General features: G+C 69.3%; 14 protein-coding genes. 10 read left to right on the top strand and 4 right to left on the bottom strand.

Translation table 11 applies throughout. The features are described 5' to 3' along the window. Positions 1–698: 698 nt before the first annotated feature. The 4 genes from ABZ348_RS13670 to ABZ348_RS13655 all read left to right on the top strand — a co-directional run bounded on the left by ABZ348_RS13670 (position 699) and on the right by ABZ348_RS13655 (position 6,847). On the top strand, positions 699–2,828 hold the full coding sequence (locus ABZ348_RS13670; protein WP_358932515.1) for an ATP-binding cassette domain-containing protein: 2,130 nt from the start codon (positions 699–701) through the stop codon (positions 2,826–2,828). 159 nt (positions 2,829–2,987) lie between these two features. Continuing rightward, entirely contained in the window at positions 2,988–3,875 is an 888-nt protein-coding gene (locus tag ABZ348_RS13665) for a FadR/GntR family transcriptional regulator (protein ID WP_358932513.1), read from the top strand. Positions 3,876–4,298: 423 nt separating this feature from the next. Further along, positions 4,299–5,834, top strand: a complete 1,536-nt coding sequence (locus ABZ348_RS13660) for an RNA polymerase sigma factor (RefSeq protein ID WP_358932511.1) — start codon at positions 4,299–4,301, stop codon at positions 5,832–5,834. A 203-nt stretch (positions 5,835–6,037) separates the two neighbouring features. After that, positions 6,038–6,847, top strand: coding sequence for a serine protease (locus ABZ348_RS13655; RefSeq protein ID WP_358932509.1), 810 nt, complete (start codon positions 6,038–6,040; stop codon positions 6,845–6,847). 138 nt (positions 6,848–6,985) lie between these two features. On the opposite strand, the gene ABZ348_RS13650 is transcribed toward ABZ348_RS13655, so the two are convergent. Then, positions 6,986–7,216, bottom strand: coding sequence for a hypothetical protein (locus tag ABZ348_RS13650; RefSeq protein WP_329024000.1), 231 nt, complete (start codon positions 7,214–7,216; stop codon positions 6,986–6,988). Between the two features lie 457 nt (positions 7,217–7,673). Here ABZ348_RS13650 and ABZ348_RS13645 point away from each other — a divergent pair, with 457 nt between their 5' ends. The 5 genes from ABZ348_RS13645 to ABZ348_RS13625 all read left to right on the top strand — a co-directional run bounded on the left by ABZ348_RS13645 (position 7,674) and on the right by ABZ348_RS13625 (position 14,245). After that, on the top strand, positions 7,674–9,791 hold the full coding sequence (locus ABZ348_RS13645) for a DNA topoisomerase IV subunit B (protein ID WP_358932507.1): 2,118 nt from the start codon (positions 7,674–7,676) through the stop codon (positions 9,789–9,791). 229 nt (positions 9,792–10,020) lie between these two features. Beyond that, a complete protein-coding gene (locus ABZ348_RS13640; RefSeq protein ID WP_358932505.1) occupies positions 10,021–11,181 on the top strand; it encodes a histidine kinase in 1,161 nt (386 codons plus the stop codon). 68 nt (positions 11,182–11,249) lie between these two features. Then, on the top strand, positions 11,250–11,936 hold the full coding sequence (locus ABZ348_RS13635; protein ID WP_358932616.1) for a response regulator transcription factor: 687 nt from the start codon (positions 11,250–11,252) through the stop codon (positions 11,934–11,936). Between the two features lie 246 nt (positions 11,937–12,182). Then, positions 12,183–12,656, top strand: coding sequence for a DUF485 domain-containing protein (locus ABZ348_RS13630; RefSeq protein ID WP_358932614.1), 474 nt, complete (start codon positions 12,183–12,185; stop codon positions 12,654–12,656). After that, entirely contained in the window at positions 12,653–14,245 is a 1,593-nt protein-coding gene (locus ABZ348_RS13625) for a cation acetate symporter (protein ID WP_358932503.1), read from the top strand. The genes ABZ348_RS13630 and ABZ348_RS13625 overlap by 4 nt, the downstream gene beginning before the upstream one ends. 47 nt (positions 14,246–14,292) lie before the next feature. Here ABZ348_RS13625 and ABZ348_RS13620 read toward each other — a convergent pair whose 3' ends face one another. The 3 genes from ABZ348_RS13620 to ABZ348_RS13610 form a co-directional block, all read right to left on the bottom strand. Then, on the bottom strand, positions 14,293–14,961 hold the full coding sequence (locus tag ABZ348_RS13620) for a response regulator (RefSeq protein ID WP_358932612.1): 669 nt from the start codon (positions 14,959–14,961) through the stop codon (positions 14,293–14,295). A 77-nt stretch (positions 14,962–15,038) separates the two neighbouring features. Beyond that, positions 15,039–16,706, bottom strand: a complete 1,668-nt coding sequence (locus ABZ348_RS13615) for a sensor histidine kinase (protein ID WP_358932501.1) — start codon at positions 16,704–16,706, stop codon at positions 15,039–15,041. A 170-nt stretch (positions 16,707–16,876) separates the two neighbouring features. Next, positions 16,877–18,109 (bottom strand): citrate synthase, encoded by a 1,233-nt coding sequence (locus ABZ348_RS13610; protein ID WP_358932499.1) that lies wholly within the window; start codon positions 18,107–18,109, stop codon positions 16,877–16,879. A gap of 80 nt (positions 18,110–18,189) precedes the next feature. Between ABZ348_RS13610 and ABZ348_RS13605 the strand changes: the two genes are divergently transcribed. Further along, entirely contained in the window at positions 18,190–19,371 is a 1,182-nt protein-coding gene (locus tag ABZ348_RS13605) for a citrate synthase (RefSeq protein WP_358932497.1), read from the top strand. The last annotated feature ends 10 nt before the right edge of the window (positions 19,372–19,381 follow it).

Raw genomic sequence — 19,381 nt, 5'->3', positions numbered from 1 at the left:
CGCCGGGAGCCGGGAGCCGGGAGCCGGGAGCCGGGAGCCGGGAGCCGGGAGCCGGGAGCCGGGAGCCGGGAGCCGGGAGCCGGGAGCCGGGAGCCGGGAGCCGGTGAGGGCTTTCGATGTCGGGAGCGTGTCCTCGGCGGGCATCGCGGGAGTTGCCTCTGGCTGGGGCGCTAGCGGCAGGCGTAGGCGGGAGCGATCTCGCAGCCGGGGCGGAGGCTGACCGCGTCAACCATCGATATCCGCTCCAAGCGCCTGAGTGGTTCGCTGCGCCGCGCGGACCGCGTACCGACCACCGTGGGGCGTGCGGGGCGTCCACGGGGCGCAGGGTGCCTCCTGGACGGTTCTGCGAGGCCGGTAGGAGGGAGGCGTGCCTGCCCGGAAGAGCGGGACGCCCAAAGCGGCCGGCTCGGGAGCGTAGAGCAAGGCGGGTGGGAGGGAGGGGAGGGAGGGGGGAGGGCCCCCAAGTCCGCGATGAAGCGCCCCCTGCGACCAGCCCCCGCGAGATCCCGTCCCCGCCCCGCCCCCATGCGATGTCGCAGAGTGCCCGTGTTCGGTGCGGTGGCGGTGGCGGGGCGAAATCCCTCAGAGGGGCTCTTGCGTGGAAAGTCGCGAATGTCGAGTTATCTTGCTCCGGTGCCCGTGTCACCGCCCGTGTCACCGCTCCGCGGGCCTGCTTCCGCCTTCCGGGAGAGTGAGAGATGCTCCAGGCCATCGGACTCACCAGTCGCCCTGGGCGATCGGGCCTGTCAGCCGTTCGGGACCTCAGTTTCGAGGCCCCGGAGGGTCGGATCACAGCGCTGTTCGGGCCCACGGGGGCGGGCAAGTCCACGGCGCTCCGGCTCATGCTGGAGCTTGAGCCGGGCCGTGGAACCACCTATTTCCGCGGGAACCCCCTCCACCGCGTCGCCCGTCCTGCCCGAGAGGTGGGGGCGCTTCTGGGAGACGTGCCCGGGCATCCGGCCCGTACGGCGCGTGGACAGCTCCGGATGCTCTGCGCTGCGGCGGGGGTCGCGCTGGTCCGTGCCGATGAGTTGCTCGACGAGGTCGGCCTCTCGGCCCTGGGGGACCAGCGCCTCGATGCCCTGTCACTCGCCGCTGACCGCAGGCTCGGCATCGCTGCTGCTCTGCTCCCTGCCCCTCAAACCCTGCTGTTGGACGAGCCGGGGAAGGGGCTGACCCCTCGGGAACATGTGTGGCAGTACGGGTTGATGCGCGCCCATGCAGACCGTGGCGGAACGGTTCTGTGGACGACCGATGACCCGAAGGGTGCGGCGGTGATCGCGGATCGAGTTGTCACGGTGGGCCAGGGAAGGTTGATCGCCGATCAAGCGGCGGCGGTCTTCGCGCGAACCCGGCTGCGTCCGCGTGTCACCGTCTGCACCCCCTATGCCGTGCGTCTGGCCTCACTCCTGCAGCGCGAGGCCCGAGCCGCGCTGCGATCCGTCGAAGTCGTGGTCGAGGGCGGCGGCGAACTCTCGATCTACGGCAGCAACTGCGCCGAGGTGGGGGAGATCGCGTACCGCCATCGCGTCCTCGTGTACCGCCTCGCCGAGGAGACGGGCGAATCGGTTCTCTCTCGGAGCGAAGGAGGCACCCAGGGCGAACGCGGTGACCGGGTGTCCCTCACCCGGCTCCCGCCCGGCACCACGCCCGATCCGCTCCGCCCGATCCGACGGAGCATCGAGCATCCCGAAAGGGGGGGTGGTGGAGACCAGACGCGGGACGTCGTGCCGGACGTGGCTTCCGCTCACGGTGACGTGCGTTCCCTGCACTCGATGCCTCCTCCGGTTGCGCCCGGCCGCGGTTCCGCATCTTCGTCGGATCTCCTTCCGGATCTCCTTCCGACCCCGCCGACTCCCGTGGGGCGCAGCCGCGGTGGGTGCCGTCCGGTGGAGTCCGACCGTGGAGTCCGCCCGCCGCCCGCGCTCGGTCGAGGTACTCACCCGACGACGACGGGGACCGGGCAACGCGTCCTTGCGTCAACGGAGGCTGATCGACCTCCGCACCGCCCGCCCGGATCCGCCTCCCGGCCGAGTCGCCAGTCGCCGCGCCGCCCCCTGGTCAGCCCGTTGCGTCCGGTCCGCTACGAACTCCTGCGCCTGTTCGGCGTTCGAACTACCACGTTCGTCCTCGGTGCCGCCCTCCTGGTCTCCCCGGTCCTGTGCCTCTTGCTCGCTCGCTCTCCCGACGTTCCGGTGCCGGTCGCCATCGCTGCCTGGCCGGATTTCCTCCCCCTGCCTCCTGCCGCCCTCTGCGCGGGTCTGATCGGGGCGCTCTCCTACGGGGAGGAGTTCCGCCATCCGGTCCTTGCCGCTCGTGGCACGGTCCCCCGCAGGCTTGCGCTGCTGCTTGCCAAGTTGCTGGTCACAGGGGTCGGGGCCGTGGTGATCGCCCTGCTGGTCGCAGGTATCGACGTGCAGTTGCTGGGTGTGGTCTACGGCCCCGAAGCGATCGTGCTCCAGGGAAACCGGACGGTGTTGCTGACGCATTGGTGCGCCCTGACCCTCGGGTGCGCCTGGGTCGGACTGCTGGCCGCAGGTGTCTTTCGCGCCACTGCGGCGGGCGTGGCCGCCGTTCTGTTCGTGCCGGTCGTCATCACACCTCTGGTGCGGCAGGCACTCGTCGTTCCGTCAGCTCGTTCGATGGCCGGATTCCCCGACAGGGTGCGAGAGCTGGCGTGGTTCTGGCTGCCGCAGCAGGCTGACGCCCTGGTGTTCGGCGGGCTACGCATGGCTGCCCAACCCGTCGGAGCGGCCCTGGCGTTGTCGCTGACTGTTCTGGTCTGCGTGTTTGTGTTCGTCGGCCTTCGTCGAAGAACACATTGGTGATCGCCGGCGATCGAGGTGGGCCAATCTGCCGCTAACTCCCTTGAGTACGCCCGTTTATCTCCGATAAGTCGTCAATTGTGGGGGAAGCACCGATCACCCTTTCGTGTGCTTTTCACCAAAGACCTCAAGGGCTGCGGAAGTGGGGCCGACAAAGGATGCGTGAGTACCCTTGCGCACACCATGATGACCGCCGCCCGCCCCGCTGACACCGGCCTCGCAGGTTCGGGCGAACTCGACCGATACCCCTACGGGGAGCAGCCTGCCGCCGAACGTGTGGCTCCGCCCTCCTGGGACGGTCCCGACGCAGAGTTGGGGCGCGTTGGCCGCCGCGCGGCAGGCAACCGGGGCCGTGGCCTGCACGGCCAACTCGTCCAGCAGCTCGGCCAGATGATCGTCTCGGGAGACCTGGGCGCCGACCGCCCCCTGGTTCCCGAGGAGATCGGACAGCGTTTCGAAGTTTCCCGCACCGTGGTGCGGGAGTCGCTCCGCGTCCTTGAGGCGAAGGGCTTGGTCAGCGCTCGACCCAATGTCGGCACCCGGGTCCGTCCCGTGGCCGACTGGAACCTTCTCGACCCCGACATCATCGAATGGCGCGCCTTCGGCCCCCAGCGCGAGGACCAGCGTCGCGAGCTCTGCGAGCTGCGCTGGACCATCGAGCCCCTCGCCGCCCGTCTCGCGGCCGGTCATGGGCGCGAGGACGTTCAGCAGCGCCTGGGCGACATGGTCGAGATCATGGGCCACGCCCTTGCGCAGGGTGACGGGATCACCTTCTCCCGTGCCGATGCGGAGTTCCACTCGCTGCTCATCCAGCTCGCCGGCAACCGCATGTTGGAGCACCTTTCCGGGATCGTCTCCTCCGCCCTGCATGTCTCGGGCGGCCCGGTCACCGGCTGTGACCGACCCAACGAGGCGTCCCTGGGTCACCACGCCCGCATCGCCGACGCCCTCGCCGCCGGTGACTCCCACGCCGCCGAATCCGCGATGCGGCAGCTGCTGACGGTCCACCCGGAAGGGGAGCGCGTCGTGCCCGCACCCCGCGAGCACTGAACCCGGCTGCGCGGTCGCGTGCGGAGGCGTACACCGGCTGGTTCGGGGCAGGTGTACACCTGCTGGCCCCGCAGCGGCGCGCTGCGGCCGGGAGTGCGGAAGTCGTACCTGCGGAGTGCCACCGGATTCCACCGGGGTCCGGCGGCGCAAATGTACGCTCTGCACCCTCTATAAGTTTTTTGCCGCATATGGGGTGTGACTCGGGCCACGCGAATTGGGCGTAACACTCCTCGGAACAGGGCGATGACCTAAGAGGTGATAGCCGAGGAAGGAATGCAGCCGTCGTTCATGACGCTGTGTAGTTCCGCGCAGTTCTGAGGTTCAGCCGCCCGCGCCACCGGCCATCCGCAGCCTGTGGTCGTCGGCCCAAGCCCGATCATGGGCGGGGCCGGAAGCCGTTTCCATCGTTCCGAGAGGTTGTTCGTGTCGGCCAGCACATCCCGTACGCTCCCGCCGGAGATCGCCGAGTCCGAGTCTGTGATGGCGCTCATCGAGCGGGGAAAGGCTGATGGGCAGATCGCCGGCGATGACGTGCGTCGCGCCTTCGAGGCCGACCAGATTCCGCAAACCCAGTGGAAGAATGTTCTGCGCAGCCTCAACCAGATCCTCGAGGAAGAGGGTGTGACGCTGATGGTGAATGCCGCGGAGTCGCCCAGGCGCGCCCGCAAGAGCGTCGCTGCGAAGAGCCCGGCAAAGCGCACTGCCACCAAGACCGTCGCGGCCAAGACGGTCGCGGCCACGTCGGCGGCCGAGTCCGTCGACGCCCAGGCCGGTGACGAGGTCTCGGGCGCTGCGCCTGCCAAGAAGGCCGCTGCCAAGAAGACGACGGCCAAGAAGGCGACGGTGAAGAAGACCGCCGCCAAGAAGACGACGGCCAAGAAGACCGCCGCCAAGAAGGATTCCGACGAGCCCGGCGAGGGCGACGAGCTGCTGGACGAGGTGCAGCCGGGGAAGGGCGAAGAGGAAGAGGCCGAAGGCGAGAGCAAGGGCTTCGTCCTGTCCGATGAGGACGAGGACGACGCACCCGCGCAGCAGGTCGCCGTCGCCGGAGCCACCGCCGACCCGGTCAAGGACTACCTCAAGCAGATCGGCAAGGTTCCCCTCCTCAACGCCGAGCAGGAGGTCGAGCTCGCCAAGCGCATCGAGGCCGGACTGTTCGCCGAGGACAAGCTGGCGAACTCCGACAAGCTGGCGCCGAAGCTCAAGCGCGAGCTGGAGATCATCGCCGAGGACGGCCGCCGGGCCAAGAACCACCTGCTGGAGGCCAACCTCCGACTGGTCGTCTCGCTGGCCAAGCGCTACACCGGCCGCGGCATGCTCTTCCTGGACCTGATCCAGGAGGGCAACCTCGGTCTGATCCGTGCGGTCGAGAAGTTCGACTACACCAAGGGCTACAAGTTCTCCACGTACGCGACGTGGTGGATCCGCCAGGCCATCACCCGGGCGATGGCCGACCAGGCCCGCACCATCCGTATCCCGGTGCACATGGTCGAGGTCATCAACAAGCTCGCGCGCGTGCAGCGCCAGATGCTCCAGGACCTGGGTCGTGAGCCCACCCCGGAGGAGCTGGCCAAGGAACTCGACATGACCCCGGAGAAGGTCATCGAGGTCCAGAAGTACGGTCGGGAGCCGATCTCCCTGCACACCCCCCTGGGCGAGGACGGCGACAGCGAGTTCGGTGACCTCATCGAGGACTCCGAAGCCGTCGTGCCCGCCGACGCGGTCAGCTTCACGCTCCTCCAGGAGCAGCTGCACTCGGTTCTCGACACGCTTTCCGAGCGGGAGGCCGGCGTCGTTTCGATGCGATTCGGCCTCACGGACGGTCAGCCGAAGACGCTAGACGAGATCGGCAAGGTCTACGGCGTGACGCGTGAGCGCATTCGCCAGATCGAATCGAAGACGATGTCGAAGCTGCGTCACCCGTCGCGTTCGCAGGTCCTGCGCGACTACCTCGACTAGGGGCTCCGCGCACCCCGGAGCCACAGCGGTCCCCGAAGGGTCCGACTTCCTGAGCGAAGTCGGACCCTTCGTCGTGGTGTGACGGTCGTGACCGATGGCAGCGTTGGCTTCGGAGCGCCGCGGTCCCGGGCGCCGCAGGTGCGCACCCCAACGTGTTGAATGACTCTGGGTGGACTCCCATTCACGCAAAGTCAGGAGACCCGATGTGTCGTTCTCTCGTACGAGCCCTGACCGGGGCGCTGGCTCTGATCGCCGCAGTGGCAGTGGTTCCGTTGGCGTCGCCCGTTCCGGCACTCGCCGACAGCGTGGTGGTGGGAGGGTTTCCCGTGCGGGCGGCCGACAGTCCTTGGGTGGTGGCCCTGGCCAGCCGTGACCGGTTCGGGGGAACACGCTCCGGGCAGTTCTGCGGCGGAGTGGTGATCGCCCCGACCAAGGTGATGACAGCGGCCCACTGTCTGAGTCGGACGGTGCTCGGTGAGACGGAGGTTCCTGACCTTCGTGTCATCGTCGGACGCACGGAGCTGACGAGTGACTCCGGGCAGGAGATTCCGGTGACGGAGCGTTGGGTCTCACCCGAGTACGATCCGTTCACCAGCAGCTCCGATCTTGCCGTGGTGACCCTCGCCGAGGCTCTGCCGTCGTCGCACGTGATCGAGGTGGCGGGCGCCGGAGACCCTGCCTATCGGCCGGGGGTGGGCGCGGCCGTCTATGGCTGGGGGGACACCGAGGGTGACGGTAGCTACGCCACGTCCCTACGCGCAGCGCAGGTGACCGTGCTCTCGGACGGGACGTGCGAGCGGGCCTACCCGGGAGGGTTGAGCGGGCGCTACGCCGCCGAGACGATGGTCTGTGCCGGAGATCCCGCAGGTGGACGTGATGCCTGTCAGGGGGACAGCGGTGGGCCGCTGGTGGCCCAGGGCCGGTTGATCGGCCTGGTCTCGTGGGGGAGTGGATGCGGCCGGGCGGACAGCCCTGGCGTGTATGCACGGGTCTCGGCGCTGCCGGTGCGCTGAATCCCTCCCGACCGGATCGCGGGGTCGTCGACGGATCGTGGTGACGGTACGAGAGCGGGCGGTTACCCCTGATGGGATCAGGGGTAACCGCCCGTCAGCCGATCTCGGACCGGCCTAGCTCGTCGTGGATGTGAGGTGTCAGTGATCCTCTTCGCCGGCACCGGCGGGAACGGCCGTGAGCCGGTCGCTCTCATCCTGTATTTCCGCGGCGATCTTCTTGAGTTCCGGCTCGAACTTACGTCCGTGGTGGGCGCAGAAGAGCAGTTCACCACCGCTGGTCAGGACGACACGCAGATATGCCTGGGCGCCGCACCTGTCGCAGCGGTCAGCGGCCGTCAGCGGGCTCGCGGGGGTCAGAACAGTAGTCACGTCGCCTCTTCTCTAGCTCGACGAGCTGTCGTACCAGGGTCAACATCCAACCAGCCCGAAAACGTTCCCGCTCGGGGCTTTTCCTCGAAACTTCTTCTCAAGGCGGCTGTCTGCTGCCGGGTGGCGGCGAATGAGCCGTATTGCTGTGCGCTACGGGTTTCGCGTTGCTTGTGGGTCGCTCGGGCTTGCTTGTCTTGCTGGGATGCCCTCCCGGCTGGGTTGCCGGTTGTTCATGAGGACGTGCCCGGAGCCTAAATGGTTCATGCCTCGAAGGGAACGTGATGTTCGCGTCACCCCTTCGAGGGATCGAACAAGTATGCGACTTTGGACTAGCATCAACAATCACGTGGGTGGCGTTACACCGGCTCTACCAGGCATCGGTACGCTCTGAGCCGGCAACCGACGCCGGGCCTTACCCCACGAGGCCACATTTGAAATTCAGCGAGGAGCGAACCGCGTGACCGCCGAAACGTCCGTGCCGTCCACAGCGTTGTTGACCGCGGAGCGTGACGGCTCCAACTACACAGCGCGGCACCTGCTCGTACTCGAAGGCTTGGAAGCGGTCCGCAAGCGTCCTGGCATGTACATCGGGTCCACCGACAGCCGCGGCCTGATGCACTGCATCTGGGAGATCATCGACAACTCCGTGGACGAGGCCCTCGGGGGCTACTGCGACCACATCGAGGTGATCCTCCACGAGGACGGCTCGGTCGAGGTCCAGGACAACGGCCGGGGCATCCCCGTCGACGTCGAGCCCAAGACCGGTCTCTCCGGGGTCGAGGTCGTCATGACCAAGTTGCATGCCGGAGGAAAGTTCGGTGGTGGCTCCTACGCCGCGTCCGGTGGTCTCCACGGCGTCGGAGCCTCCGTGGTGAACGCCCTCTCGGCCCGCCTCGACGTCGAGGTCGACCGCAACAGCGCCACCCACTCGATCAGCTTCCGGCGCGGCGTGCCCGGCATCTTCACCGAGCAGGGTCCGGACTCCCCCTTCGACCCGGGCAACGGGCTGCGGAAGGGCAAGCGGGTGCCCAAGGCGCGCACCGGAACCCGCGTCCGGTACTGGGCCGACCGCCAGATCTTCCTCAAGGACGCCAAGCTCTCCCTGGAGACGCTGCACCAGCGCGCCCGACAGACGGCGTTCCTGGTGCCGGGGCTGACGATCGTGGTGCGGGACGAACGCGATCTCGCCGGAGAGGGCAAGAGCCAGGAGATCTTCCGCTTCGACGGGGGCATCAGCGAGTTCTGCGAGTACCTCGCACAGGACAAGGCCGTCTGTGACGTGTTGCGGCTCACCGGACAGGGGAGCTTCAAGGAGACCGTTCCCGTACTCGACGACCGGGGGCACATGACGCCCACCGAGGTCACCCGGGAGCTCGGTGTCGATATCGCCCTGCGATGGGGGACCGGCTACGACACGAACGTCAAGTCCTTCGTGAACATCATCGCCACCCCCAAGGGCGGCACCCACATCACGGGTTTCGAGCGTTCCGTCACCAAGACGGTGAACGAGGTGCTGCGATCGGCCAAGATGCTGCGCGTCGCCGAGGACGACATCGTCAAGGACGACGCTCTGGAGGGCCTGACCGCCGTCGTCACCGTCCGTCTGGCCGAACCCCAGTTCGAGGGGCAGACCAAGGAGGTCCTGGGCACTTCGGCGGCCAATCGGATCGTCGCAACGGTCGTGGCCAAGGAGCTCAAGGCGTTCTTGACCTCCACCAAGCGCGATGCCAAGGCGCAGGCCCGTGCCGTGTTGGAGAAGGCCGTGGCTGCGGCGCGCACCAGGATCGCGGCCCGTCAGCACAAGGAGGCTCAGCGTCGCAAGACTGCGCTGGAGACCTCATCGTTGCCGGCGAAGCTCGCCGACTGCCGCAGTGACGACGTCGAGCGCAGTGAGCTGTTCATCGTCGAGGGGGACTCCGCGCTCGGTACCGCCAAACTCGCCCGCAACAGCGAGTTCCAGGCCCTGCTGCCGATTCGCGGCAAGATCCTCAACGTTCAGAAGTCCTCCGTATCGGACATGCTCAAGAACAACGAGTGCGGGGCGATCATCCAGGTCATAGGGGCCGGGTCGGGGCGCACGTTCGACATCGACGCCGCTCGCTACGGCAAGATCGTCCTCCTGGTCGACGCCGATGTGGACGGCGCGCACATCCGCTGTCTCCTGCTGACGCTCTTCCAGCGCTACATGCGGCCCATGGTCCAAGCCGGCCGGGTCTTCGCCGCCGTGCCGCCCCTGCACCGGATCGAGCTGGTCCAGCCCAAGAAGGGCCAGGACAAGTACGTCTACACCTACTCGGACAACGAGCTGCGCCAGACGCTGCTGGAGTTCCAGCGCAAGAACATCCGCTACAAGGACTCGATCCAGCGCTACAAGGGCCTCGGTGAGATGGACGCCGACCAACTCGCGGAGACCACGATGGACCCGCGCCACCGCACGTTGCGTCGGATCAACATCGGTGACCTCGATTCCGCCGAGCAGGTGTTCGATCTCCTGATGGGGAACGAGGTCGCGCCCCGCAAGGAGTTCATCACCAGTTCGGCAGCGACCCTGGACCGCTCGCGCATCGACGCGTAGTCCTGGCCCGGCGCATCGCGGAATCCTTCCGTTTCCCGTCGGTGAACCGTGCCACGGAGGCGGCGATACGACTCCGTGGCGTTCGAACACCACCCGTGGGTGGAGCCGAGAGCTCCACCCACGGGCTGTTTTCCGGGCCCTCTCGCGCTCCGTAGCATCGGCGCTGACCGAGGGAGCCCGGGGAGCGTGCCCGGGCCCGTTCTGGAGCGACAGAGGGGGAGGACACGGCGTGCGGAGCAACAAGTGGACCGTCTGGCCCGTACAGGAGTCGCTGACCCACCTCGGGATGCCCCGCGGGCGGGTCGTCCTCGATCTGGTGCTGATGGCCGCGCTGTCGGCCTGGGCGATGTTCGGTGCGTACGCGTCCGGAGATTTCCCCGGCGTGACGGGAGTGGTTCCGCCTCTCGGCCTCCTGTGCTGCGTCGCAGCGATCTTCGCCTACCAGCGCACGACCCTCGACAACCGGCTGCTGCCTTCCCTGGCCCTGCTCGCCGCGGTGGCCGCCATGGGGTGGGGCGCAGCCGTCGTCGGTGGCCCGGTCCCCTCGACGGTGCTGTGGATCACCACGGCCCTCAGTGCGATGGAGCGGCTGCCGTTGGGTTACGGCCTCGGCGTCGGGCTGGTCACCCTCACTTTCGTCGTGATGGGGTTCGACTACGAGCCGGGTTCCTGGCTCACGGTGGGTGCGGTCCTCCTCGGCGGTTTCTCCCTGCGTCTCGATGCCCAAGCTCGTGGCACCGGATTCCGTCTGTTGGCCCAGGAGCGGACGGCTCGTGAGGCCGAAGCCCGGTCCGCGGCCCTGGCGGAGAGGGCGCGCATCGCCCGTGAGATACACGATGTCCTCGCCCACAGCCTCTCCGCGCAACTCGTCCATCTGGAGGCGGCGCGGCTCCAGATCGAACGCGGCCCCGAGGGCCCCTTCCGCGAACAGATCCTCGAACGTGTGGTCGCAGCCCGGGGGATGGCCCGTGAGGGCCTCGCAGAGACCCGGCAGGCGCTCTCCGCGCTCCGGGGCGAGATCGCTCCCGTCGAGGACTATCTACGTGAGTTGGCCGCGGCTGACGGTACGGAGTCCGAGGTCAGGGGCGAGCGGCAGCAGTTGACCGCCGAGACCTCGCAGACGGTGAGACGGGTGGCCCAGGAGGCGTTGACGAACGTGCGCAAGCACGCGCCGGGGGCCAGGGTGCGGATGCTGCTGACGTACGAGAGGTCCGGGGTGACCCTTGAGGTGCGCGACGCCGGGGCCCAGCGGGACAGCGGTGAACTGGGGGCGTCCGGATCCGGGTACGGTCTGCTGGGGATGCGGGAGCGGGCGGAGTTGCTCGGCGGCAGCCTGGAGGCGGGACCGGAGGGGGACGGCTTCGTGGTGCGACTGAGAGTGCCGGTATGAGCGGGTCGACCGGGGGTGCGTCGATGGGCACCGGGGCGGGCGCCGACTTCAGCGGTGGAGCGGACGCGATGGGCGGGGACGGCGGGCCGGCATCCGCCCGGGTGGTGGTCGCCGACGATCAGACCGTGGTGCGCGAGGGCATTGTGATGCTGCTCGGACTGCTGCCGGGGATCGAGGTCGTGGGTACGGCGAAGGACGGCGCGGAGGCGGTCGCCCTGGTCGCCGAACTCGCCCCCGATGTGGTGCTGATGGACTTGCGGATGCCTCGCTGTGACGGGGTGGAGGCCACGCGCCGCATCCGTCAGGACCACCCCGGCACCCATGTCGTGGTCCTCACGACGTACGCCGACGACGCCTCGCTCTTCCCCGCCCTGCGCGCCGGGGCGCGCGGCTATCTGACCAAGGACGCGGACGGTGATGAGATCGCCCGGGCCGTCCGCGACGTCATCGAAGGACGGGCTTGGTTGACGCCCCTGGTGCAGCGGCGGCTTCTGGAACAGTTCACCGCGGATCAGGCGCCGGTCGCCCCCCGCCTTCCTGATGGGCTGACCAGCCGGGAGGGGGAGGTGCTCGCGCTGATCGCCGACGGTCTCACCAACGGGGAGATCGCCCGCCGGTTGCACATCTCCAACGCGACGGTGAAGACCCACATCAACAATCTCTTCGCCAAGGCGGACATCCACGACCGGGCGCAGGCGGTGCGCTATGCCTATCGGGAGGGCCTTGCGCAGCCGCCTGGCTCCGGCATCACCTGATGGTGTGAAGCACTTCTGCACGACAGTCCTGGATCTTCACGTTCTGTCCATCCTTGGGCACGCGGCCGAAACGGTTCGCCGAACAAGGAGCGTTGAGCGGTGGAGAAGCAGGTAGGGCAGTGGGCAACGGCGGTGCGGCCCGATGACGTCTGGGACCGATCAGCCCTGTCAGATCCGGGCGAGCCCCTGGTCCTGGGGCCCGCACCGGCGGTGGGCGCGGCGCCCGCCCGCTCGGCGTGGGGCGCGATGGAAGTGCCGTACCCGGATGGTCTCTTCGGCTGGAACCAGCCACCCATACGCCCTTCCGTGCCGTCGACCCCGATGGACCTCGTCCGTTGCCCGGGCGCCGTCGACGTCTACCGCGAGGTGCATGGCGGGGCCGCCTTCCAACAGGTGCGCCGCCGCTACCGGAGGTTCGTCGGGCCGGCCGCCGTCGCCTTCCTGCTCTGGTACTTCGGCTATGTGGTGGCCGCCGTCACCGTGCCGGGGCTGATGGCCCGCCCCGTGGTCGGCGCGGTGAACGTGGCCCTGATCGCCGGACTGGCGCAGTTCCTCACCACCTTCCTGCTCACCTGGGCCTACGCCCGCCATGCACGTCGGTACCGGGATCGTGCGGCACTGGACCTCCGTTGGACGGTCTACGAGCGGGTCGGGGCGCACCGGTCGGCCGCCGTCCCACGGAACGGGTCGCGGGGGACCGTACGGGGGTCCGGTCGATGAACGGCGATCACCAGGTCCTCGCACTGCTGCTGTTCGGCGCGTTCGTCGCGGCCACCTTGTGCATCACCAGCCGGGTCAGCCGCCGCGAGCAGGGATCGCCGGAGGAGTTCTATGCGGGCGGGCGGCAGTTCTCCCCGATGGAGAATGGATTCGCCATCGCGGGGGACTACATGTCGGCGGCGTCGTTCCTGGGGATCTCCGGGGCGATCGCCCTCGTCGGCTACGACGGGATGTTGTATGCGGTCGGCTTCCTCGTGGCCTGGCTGGTGGTGCTGTTCTTCGTCGCCGAACTCGTGCGCAACTGCGGTCGGTTCACCCTCGCCGACGTGATCGCCTCCCGGTTGCGGGAGCGTCCGGTGCGCCGTGCGGTGGGTGCCTCGTCCCTCGTCGTGTCGCTCCTGTACCTGGTGGCGCAGATGGTGGGCGCAGGCGGGCTGGTGGGGCTGCTCCTCGGCGGTACGAGCGAGTCGACGCGCTCGTGGGCGATGGTCGGGGTCGGTGCGCTGATGGTGGTCTACGTGTCGTTCGGCGGGATGCGGGCCACCACCTGGATCCAGATCGTGAAGGCGGTCCTGCTGATGGCGGGCGCGCTCACCCTCACCGTCCTCGTACTGATGCGGTTCCACGGTGATGTGAACGCCCTGCTCGAATCGGCCGCCGAGCGCAGTGGCCACGGCAGTGCCTTTCTCGCGCCCGGGCTGAAGTACGGCGGGGACTGGGCGGCACGACTGGACTTCGTCAGCCTCGCCCTGGCGCTGGTCCTGGGCACGGCGGGCCTGCCGCACATCCTGTCCCGCTTCTCCACCGTGCCCACCGCGCGGGCCGCACGGCGCTCGACCGTCTGGGCCATCGGTCTCGTCGGCAGCTTCTACGTGATGACGATCGTGCTCGGGTTCGGTGCCGCCGCGGTGGTCGGCAGCGACGGGGTGCGGGCGGCGAACACCGCGGGCAACACGGCCGTTCCCCTGCTGGCCCTCGACCTCGGCGGAGGCGCCGGTTCCACCGCGGGAACCGTGCTGTTCGCGGTGGTGGCCGCGATCGCCTTCGCGACCATCCTGGCCGTGGTCGCGGGGATCACCCTGGCCTCTTCGGCATCGGTCGCGCACGACCTCCACCGTGCTCTGAGGCGTCCGGGTTCCCGACCGCGCAGCGAGGTCGCCGTTGCGCGGGTCGCCGCGGTCGGTGTCGGGGCGGTGGCGATCGCACTCGGACTGCTCGCCCGCGATCTGAACGTGGCGTTCCTGGTCGGCTTGGCGTTCGCCGTGGCGGCATCCGCCAATCTGCCGGTCCTCGTCTACTCCCTGTTCTGGCGCGGCTTCACCACGCGTGGCGCGGTGTGGTCGGTGTACGGGGGCCTGGTGCCGGCGGTCCTGCTCGTGGTGTTCTCGCCCGTGGTGTCGGGCAGTGCGGAGTCACTCGTACCCGGGTGGGACTTCCACCTCTTCCCCCTCCAGAACCCCGGAGTGGTCTCCGTACCGCTCGGATTCCTGTGCGGTTGGCTCGGTAGCAGACTGTCAGCCGAGCCGCCGGACGCGGACGCCTACGCCGAGACGGAAGTGCGGGCCCTCACGGGAGCGGGCGCGGTATGAGGTCCCGCGCGGGGGCGCGTGCGGACCAGTTCTGCGGACGGGCCCGGTCAGGTGCTCGGGGCCCAGCGGTAGAGGTGCTCGGGCCGTCCGGTGTCGCCGTAGCGCAGGCTCAGCCGGACCCGGTTGGTGCGCTCCAGCAGCTTGAGGTACCGCTGGGCCGTCTGCCTGCTCAGCCCCGTGCGGTCGGCGATCTCCTGCGCGGACAAGGGCTGTTCGGCCGCCAGGAGCACCTGGCGGACCGTGGCCGCCGTCGTGGGTGAGTGGCCCTTGGGCAGGTCGGGGGTGATGGAACTGGCCGAAAGGGCCCCGAAGATGCGGTCGACTTCGGCTTGTTCCGCCTCTCCGCCGCGGCTCAGGGTGCGTCGTAGTCCCGCGTACGCCTCCAACTTGGTCCGCAGCCCGGCGAAGTTGAACGGCTTCACCAGGTACTGGAGCGCGCCGTGGCGCATGGCCGCCTGCACGGTCGCCACATCGCGGGCCGCCGTCACCATGATCACATCGGTCTGATGGCCGAGGCGGCGCAGTTCGCGCACGACCGCGAGGCCATTGCCGTCCGGGAGGTAGTGGTCCATGAGGATCAGGTCCACCGGTGAATCGTTCATCCTCGCCAGTGCGTCCGCCGCCGAATGCGCCTTGGCGGAGACGTGGAAGCCGGGCACCTTGGCCGCGTATGCGGCGTTGATCTCCGCCACCCGTACGTCGTCGTCCACGACCATCACGTCGATGGGGGGACTGGGGCGACCGTCCCCGGGGCCGGCGCAGCCGCGGCCCGCCCCCGTCGAATAGCCGCTCCTCATCGGGCCTCCCCGGAAGCGACGGGTTCCGGCTCGATCATCTCGGGCCCGGTCAGTTCGCTCAGCGCCTCCGGGAGGACGACGGTGAACTCCGCTCCGCCACCGGCCGCCTCGTGCACTCGTGCGCTGCCGCCCTGTCGCTCCGCGGCCCTGCGCACCAGCGCCAGCCCGAGGCCGCGCTTGCCGTGGGCCGGGAGCTTCTTGGTGGTCCACCCCTCCGTGAAGATCAACTCGCGCTGCGCTTCGGGGACGCCGGGGCCGGTGTCGGTCACTCGGAGGACCACGGTGCGGCCCTCGACGTGCAGTTCCACTTCGATGTGGGCGTCCTCACACCCGGCCGCCGCGTCCATGGCGTTGTCCACGAGATTGCCGACGACCGTGACCAGCCCCCGCGGGTCGACCAGCCGGTCGGGCAGCAGGGATTCCGGAGATACGCGCAGGGAGACGCCGCGCTCGGCCGCCACGGTCGCCTTGCCGACCAGCAGCGAGGCCAGCAGCGGATCGTGGATCTTCTCCGTGACCTGCTCGGCGGTGGCCCGGTGCACGCCCACCACCTCGGTGATGAACTCGACCGCCTCGTGGTGCATCTCCAACTCCAGCAGGCCGAGCACGGTGTGCATGCGGTTGGCGTGCTCGTGGTCCTGGGCACGGAGCGCGTCGATCAGCCCGCGGGTGGAGTCCAGTTCCCGCCCCAACTGCTCCAGTTCGGTGCGATCGCGCAGGGTGGCCACCGCGCCCCCGTCGTCGGTGGGCATCCGGTTGGCGATGAGGACCCGGTGGCCGCGCACGGTCACCAGATCGACGCCGGTGACCCGACCGGCCAGCACATCGGTGGTGCGGCCTTCGCCGAGCACCTGATCGAGGGGAAGGCCCTTGGCGTCCGGGCCGATGCCCAGCAGCCGCTGCGCCTCGTCGTTCATCAACCGGATCCGGCCGTGGGCATCGAGTGCGACCACGCCCTCGCGTATGCCGTGCAGCATGGCTTCCCGCTCGGCGAGCAGCGCCGAGATATCGGAGAAGGCCAGGTCATGGGTCTGGCGCTGGAGCCTGCGGGAGATCAGGTACGCGGCGAGTGCACCGGCGGCGAGCGCGCCACCCGCGTAGAGCAGCAGCCCGGGAATCGCGGAGAACAGCCGGTCGCGGACGCTGTCGTACTCGATGCCGACCGAGACGGCGCCGACGATCCGCCCGTCGTCGTCCCGCAGCGGAACCTTTCCTCTGGCCGAGCGGCCGAGGGTGCCGCTGTCGATCTCCATGATCTCTTCGCCGGCGAGGGGGACGCTGGGATCGGTGGAGACGACCCGGCCGATCTCCTTGAGCGAGGTGTGCGACCAGCGGACGCCGCCCGTGTCCATGATCACGATGTATTCGGCGTCCGTGGCCCGTCGGATCCGCTCGGCGTCCGCCTGGACCGGCCCCTGCGGTGTGGGGCGGCTGTTCATCAGCTTGTCGGCGATCTCCGGCGACGCGGTGGTCTGCGCGATCGCCAGGGCGCGGCGCATCGCCTGGTCGTCCAGTTGGGCGCTCAGCGGGGCCAGGAAGAAGCCGGTGGCCAGCACGGTGACCCCGGCGGCGATGGCCAGCTGCATCAGTAGGACTTGGGAGAAGACCCGCTGCGGCCAGCCGAACCGCCGTCGTCTGGCCGGGGCGGTCGGTTCGGGGCTCATGGATAGGAACGGTAAGGGGCGAGTGGCCCTTTCCGAAATCATCCATGTCACAGTCGACGCTCTGCGAGGTGATGAACACAGGGGCGACATGATATGGATCTTGACTCTCCGGTTCAGTGCGCGGGATGGCCGCCGGGGCGGCTCGGACGCGGGCTGACCCCGTTGCGTCCCTACGGCACGGGCCTGGGCGGCTGGGGTCCCTCGTACTGGCCGCTGGGGCGCAGTCGCAACCCCGGTTCGCCGTACTCCTCCAACGCATGGGCGATCCAGCCCGACGTCCGGGCCACGGCGAACACGGTTTCGCCGGCCTCGGCGCTCATACGGGAGGCCACCGACAGGGCGGCGAGCGCCAGATCCACATTGCTGCGCAGCTCCGTCTGGCGCGCCGTCGCCGCTTCCACGGCGCGGGCCGCCTCCAGCGCCTCGCCCGCCGTGGGCACCTGTTCCAAGGCGGTGAACAGGGCCTCTGCCCGGGGGTCGGGGCCCGAATAAAGGCGATGACCCAACCCCGGTACCGGCCGGCCCGCCCGTAGATGGTCCGCCACGACCGCCGCCGCGCTGCCCCGCTCCAGCACCTCGGCCAACATCCGGTGGGCGAGACCGCTGGCCGCCCCGTGCAGGGGCCCGTCCAGAGTCCCCAGCCCGGCGGAGACCACCGCGTACGGATGGGCCCGCGCGGACGCCGCGACCCGTACGGCCAGGGTGGAAGCGGCCAGGTCGTGGTCGATGAGCAGCGAGAGGGCCAGGTCCAGTGCCCGCAGGGACGCCGTGTCTGGGCGTTTCGCCGTCAGCCGGCTCCACAGCCGCTCGGCGATGGGGGCGTCGGGCCGGGGCGGTTCACCGCGCGCCGGAAGTGCGTCGACCAGGGTGGGGACCAACATGCGGGCGACGCCCACCACCGCGTCCCGTCCCAGGTCGAAGCGGAGGGGGTCGGTGACGCCCGCGGCGATGGCCGCAACGCGCAGCCGGTCGGCGGCACCGCTGCCGTCGGGGAGCGCCTCGATCGATCGACGGGCCGCCGCCAGGGCCAAAGGGGGCGCGGTGAAGCGGACCTCGGCATGGAGCGTGCCGGTCCACAGCCACTCCGCGATCTGCTCGTACCGATGGCTCCGGGCCAACTCGGTGGCGTCGACCCCGCGGAAGTAGTAGCGGTCCCCGTCGATCAGCGTGATGCCGGTACGGATGCGAGGTGTGTCGCCACCGGCCGTCGGCTCCCGTCGGCCCTTGCGGGCGAGCGCCTCGACCTCGTGGGCGTCAAAGGTGCTGCCGCGCCCCTCGGGGTCGCGGCGGCTGGTCAGCTGCCCCCGGCTCACATAGGCGTACACCGTCGCGGGCTTCACCCCGAGCCGGTCGGCGGTTTCGCGGGTGGTCAGCCGAGGCTCATCGGCCGAGTGATCGCTCATGAGGACACCGTACCCACTCCATAGATATATTGATTCAATCAATATTGACAATGATTGAGTCAAGCATGGACAGTCGAATCATGTCTGAGGAGGAGACCATGCACACCACCACCGAAGCGACCACACCCCCCGCAGTACCGCGTGGACTCGCGGGCGTCGTCGTCACCGACACCGCCATCGGGGACGTCCGCGGCCGGGAGGGCTTCTACCACTACCGCCAGTACGACGCCGTGGAACTGGCCGCGACCCGCAGCTTCGAGGACGTCTGGCACCTGATGGTGCACGGAAGACTGCCCGACGCCGACGAACGCGCCGAGTTCCTCGCCCGTACCGCCGCCCTGCGCGCCCTTCCCGAGCCGATGCGCGCCGCACTGCCCGTGCTCGCCCGCACCACCGCGCCCTCCGGGCCACTCGCCGGACTGCGCACCGGCCTGTCGATGTTCGGGGCCCTGGCCGGACTGCGCCCGGTGTACGACCTCGACGCCGAGGACCGTCGCGCGGACGCACTGGCCGCGTGCGCCGTCGTCCCCACCCTGCTCACGGCCCTGTACCGACTGGGCCAGGGACAGACACCCGTCGAACCCCGCACCGACCTGCCGTACGCCGCCAACTACCTGTACATGCTCACCGGCACCGAGCCCGACCCCCGCCGGGCCCGGGCGATCGAGCAGTACCTCATCGCCACCGTCGACCACGGATTCAACGCGTCCACCTTCACGGGCCGGGTCATCGCCTCCACCGGAGCCGATGTCGTCGCCTGCCTCACCGGCGCCATCGGCGCACTCTCCGGACCGCTGCACGGCGGCGCACCGAGCCGCGCCCTGGACGCCTTGGACGCCATCGGCACCCCCGACCGCATCCGCCCCTGGGTTCGGGAACGGGTCATCGCGGGCGAGCGGATCATGGGCTTCGGCCACCCCGTCTACCGCACCCAGGACCCGCGCTCGCAGCTGCTGCGCACCATTGCCGAGGGCTTCGGCGGACCGCTGGTCGACTTCGCCGTGCAGATGGAGACGGAGGTGGAGGAGATCCTGGCCGAGCTCAAACCGGGCCGCGAACTGCACACGAACGTCGAGTTCTACGCCGGCGTCGTGATGGAGCTGTGCGGACTGCCCCGGTCGATGTTCACCCCGACGTTCTGCTCGGCCCGGGTGATCGGCTGGAGCGCCAATATCCTGGAGCAGGCGGCCGACTCGAAGATCATCCGCCCGGCCGCCCGCTATGCGGGCCCGACCCCGCCCCAGCCCGTGCCCGTCCCGTGAGAGGCCCCAG

The sequence above is a fragment of the Streptomyces sp. NPDC005963 genome, assembly GCF_040638655.1.
Classification (GTDB): Bacteria; Actinomycetota; Actinomycetes; order Streptomycetales; family Streptomycetaceae; genus Streptomyces.
This window is presented reverse-complemented; position numbering and strand designations above follow the sequence as displayed.

What these genes read in the sequence shown, in the direction of transcription:
- ABZ348_RS13610 (WP_358932499.1), bottom strand. Translation starts at nt 18,109, where the DNA reads ATGAGCGATCACTCGGCCGATGAGCCTCGGCTGACCACCCGCGAAACC.
- ABZ348_RS13620 (WP_358932612.1), bottom strand. Translation starts at nt 14,961, where the DNA reads ATGGTCGTGGACGACGACGTACGGGTGGCGGAGATCAACGCCGCATAC.
- ABZ348_RS13625 (WP_358932503.1), top strand. Translation starts at nt 12,653, where the DNA reads ATGAACGGCGATCACCAGGTCCTCGCACTGCTGCTGTTCGGCGCGTTC.
- ABZ348_RS13655 (WP_358932509.1), top strand. Translation starts at nt 6,038, where the DNA reads ATGTGTCGTTCTCTCGTACGAGCCCTGACCGGGGCGCTGGCTCTGATC.
- ABZ348_RS13605 (WP_358932497.1), top strand. Translation starts at nt 18,190, where the DNA reads ATGTCTGAGGAGGAGACCATGCACACCACCACCGAAGCGACCACACCC.
- ABZ348_RS13635 (WP_358932616.1), top strand. Translation starts at nt 11,250, where the DNA reads ATGGGCGGGGACGGCGGGCCGGCATCCGCCCGGGTGGTGGTCGCCGAC.
- ABZ348_RS13630 (WP_358932614.1), top strand. Translation starts at nt 12,183, where the DNA reads ATGGAAGTGCCGTACCCGGATGGTCTCTTCGGCTGGAACCAGCCACCC.
- ABZ348_RS13615 (WP_358932501.1), bottom strand. Translation starts at nt 16,706, where the DNA reads ATGAGCCCCGAACCGACCGCCCCGGCCAGACGACGGCGGTTCGGCTGG.
- ABZ348_RS13670 (WP_358932515.1), top strand. Translation starts at nt 699, where the DNA reads ATGCTCCAGGCCATCGGACTCACCAGTCGCCCTGGGCGATCGGGCCTG.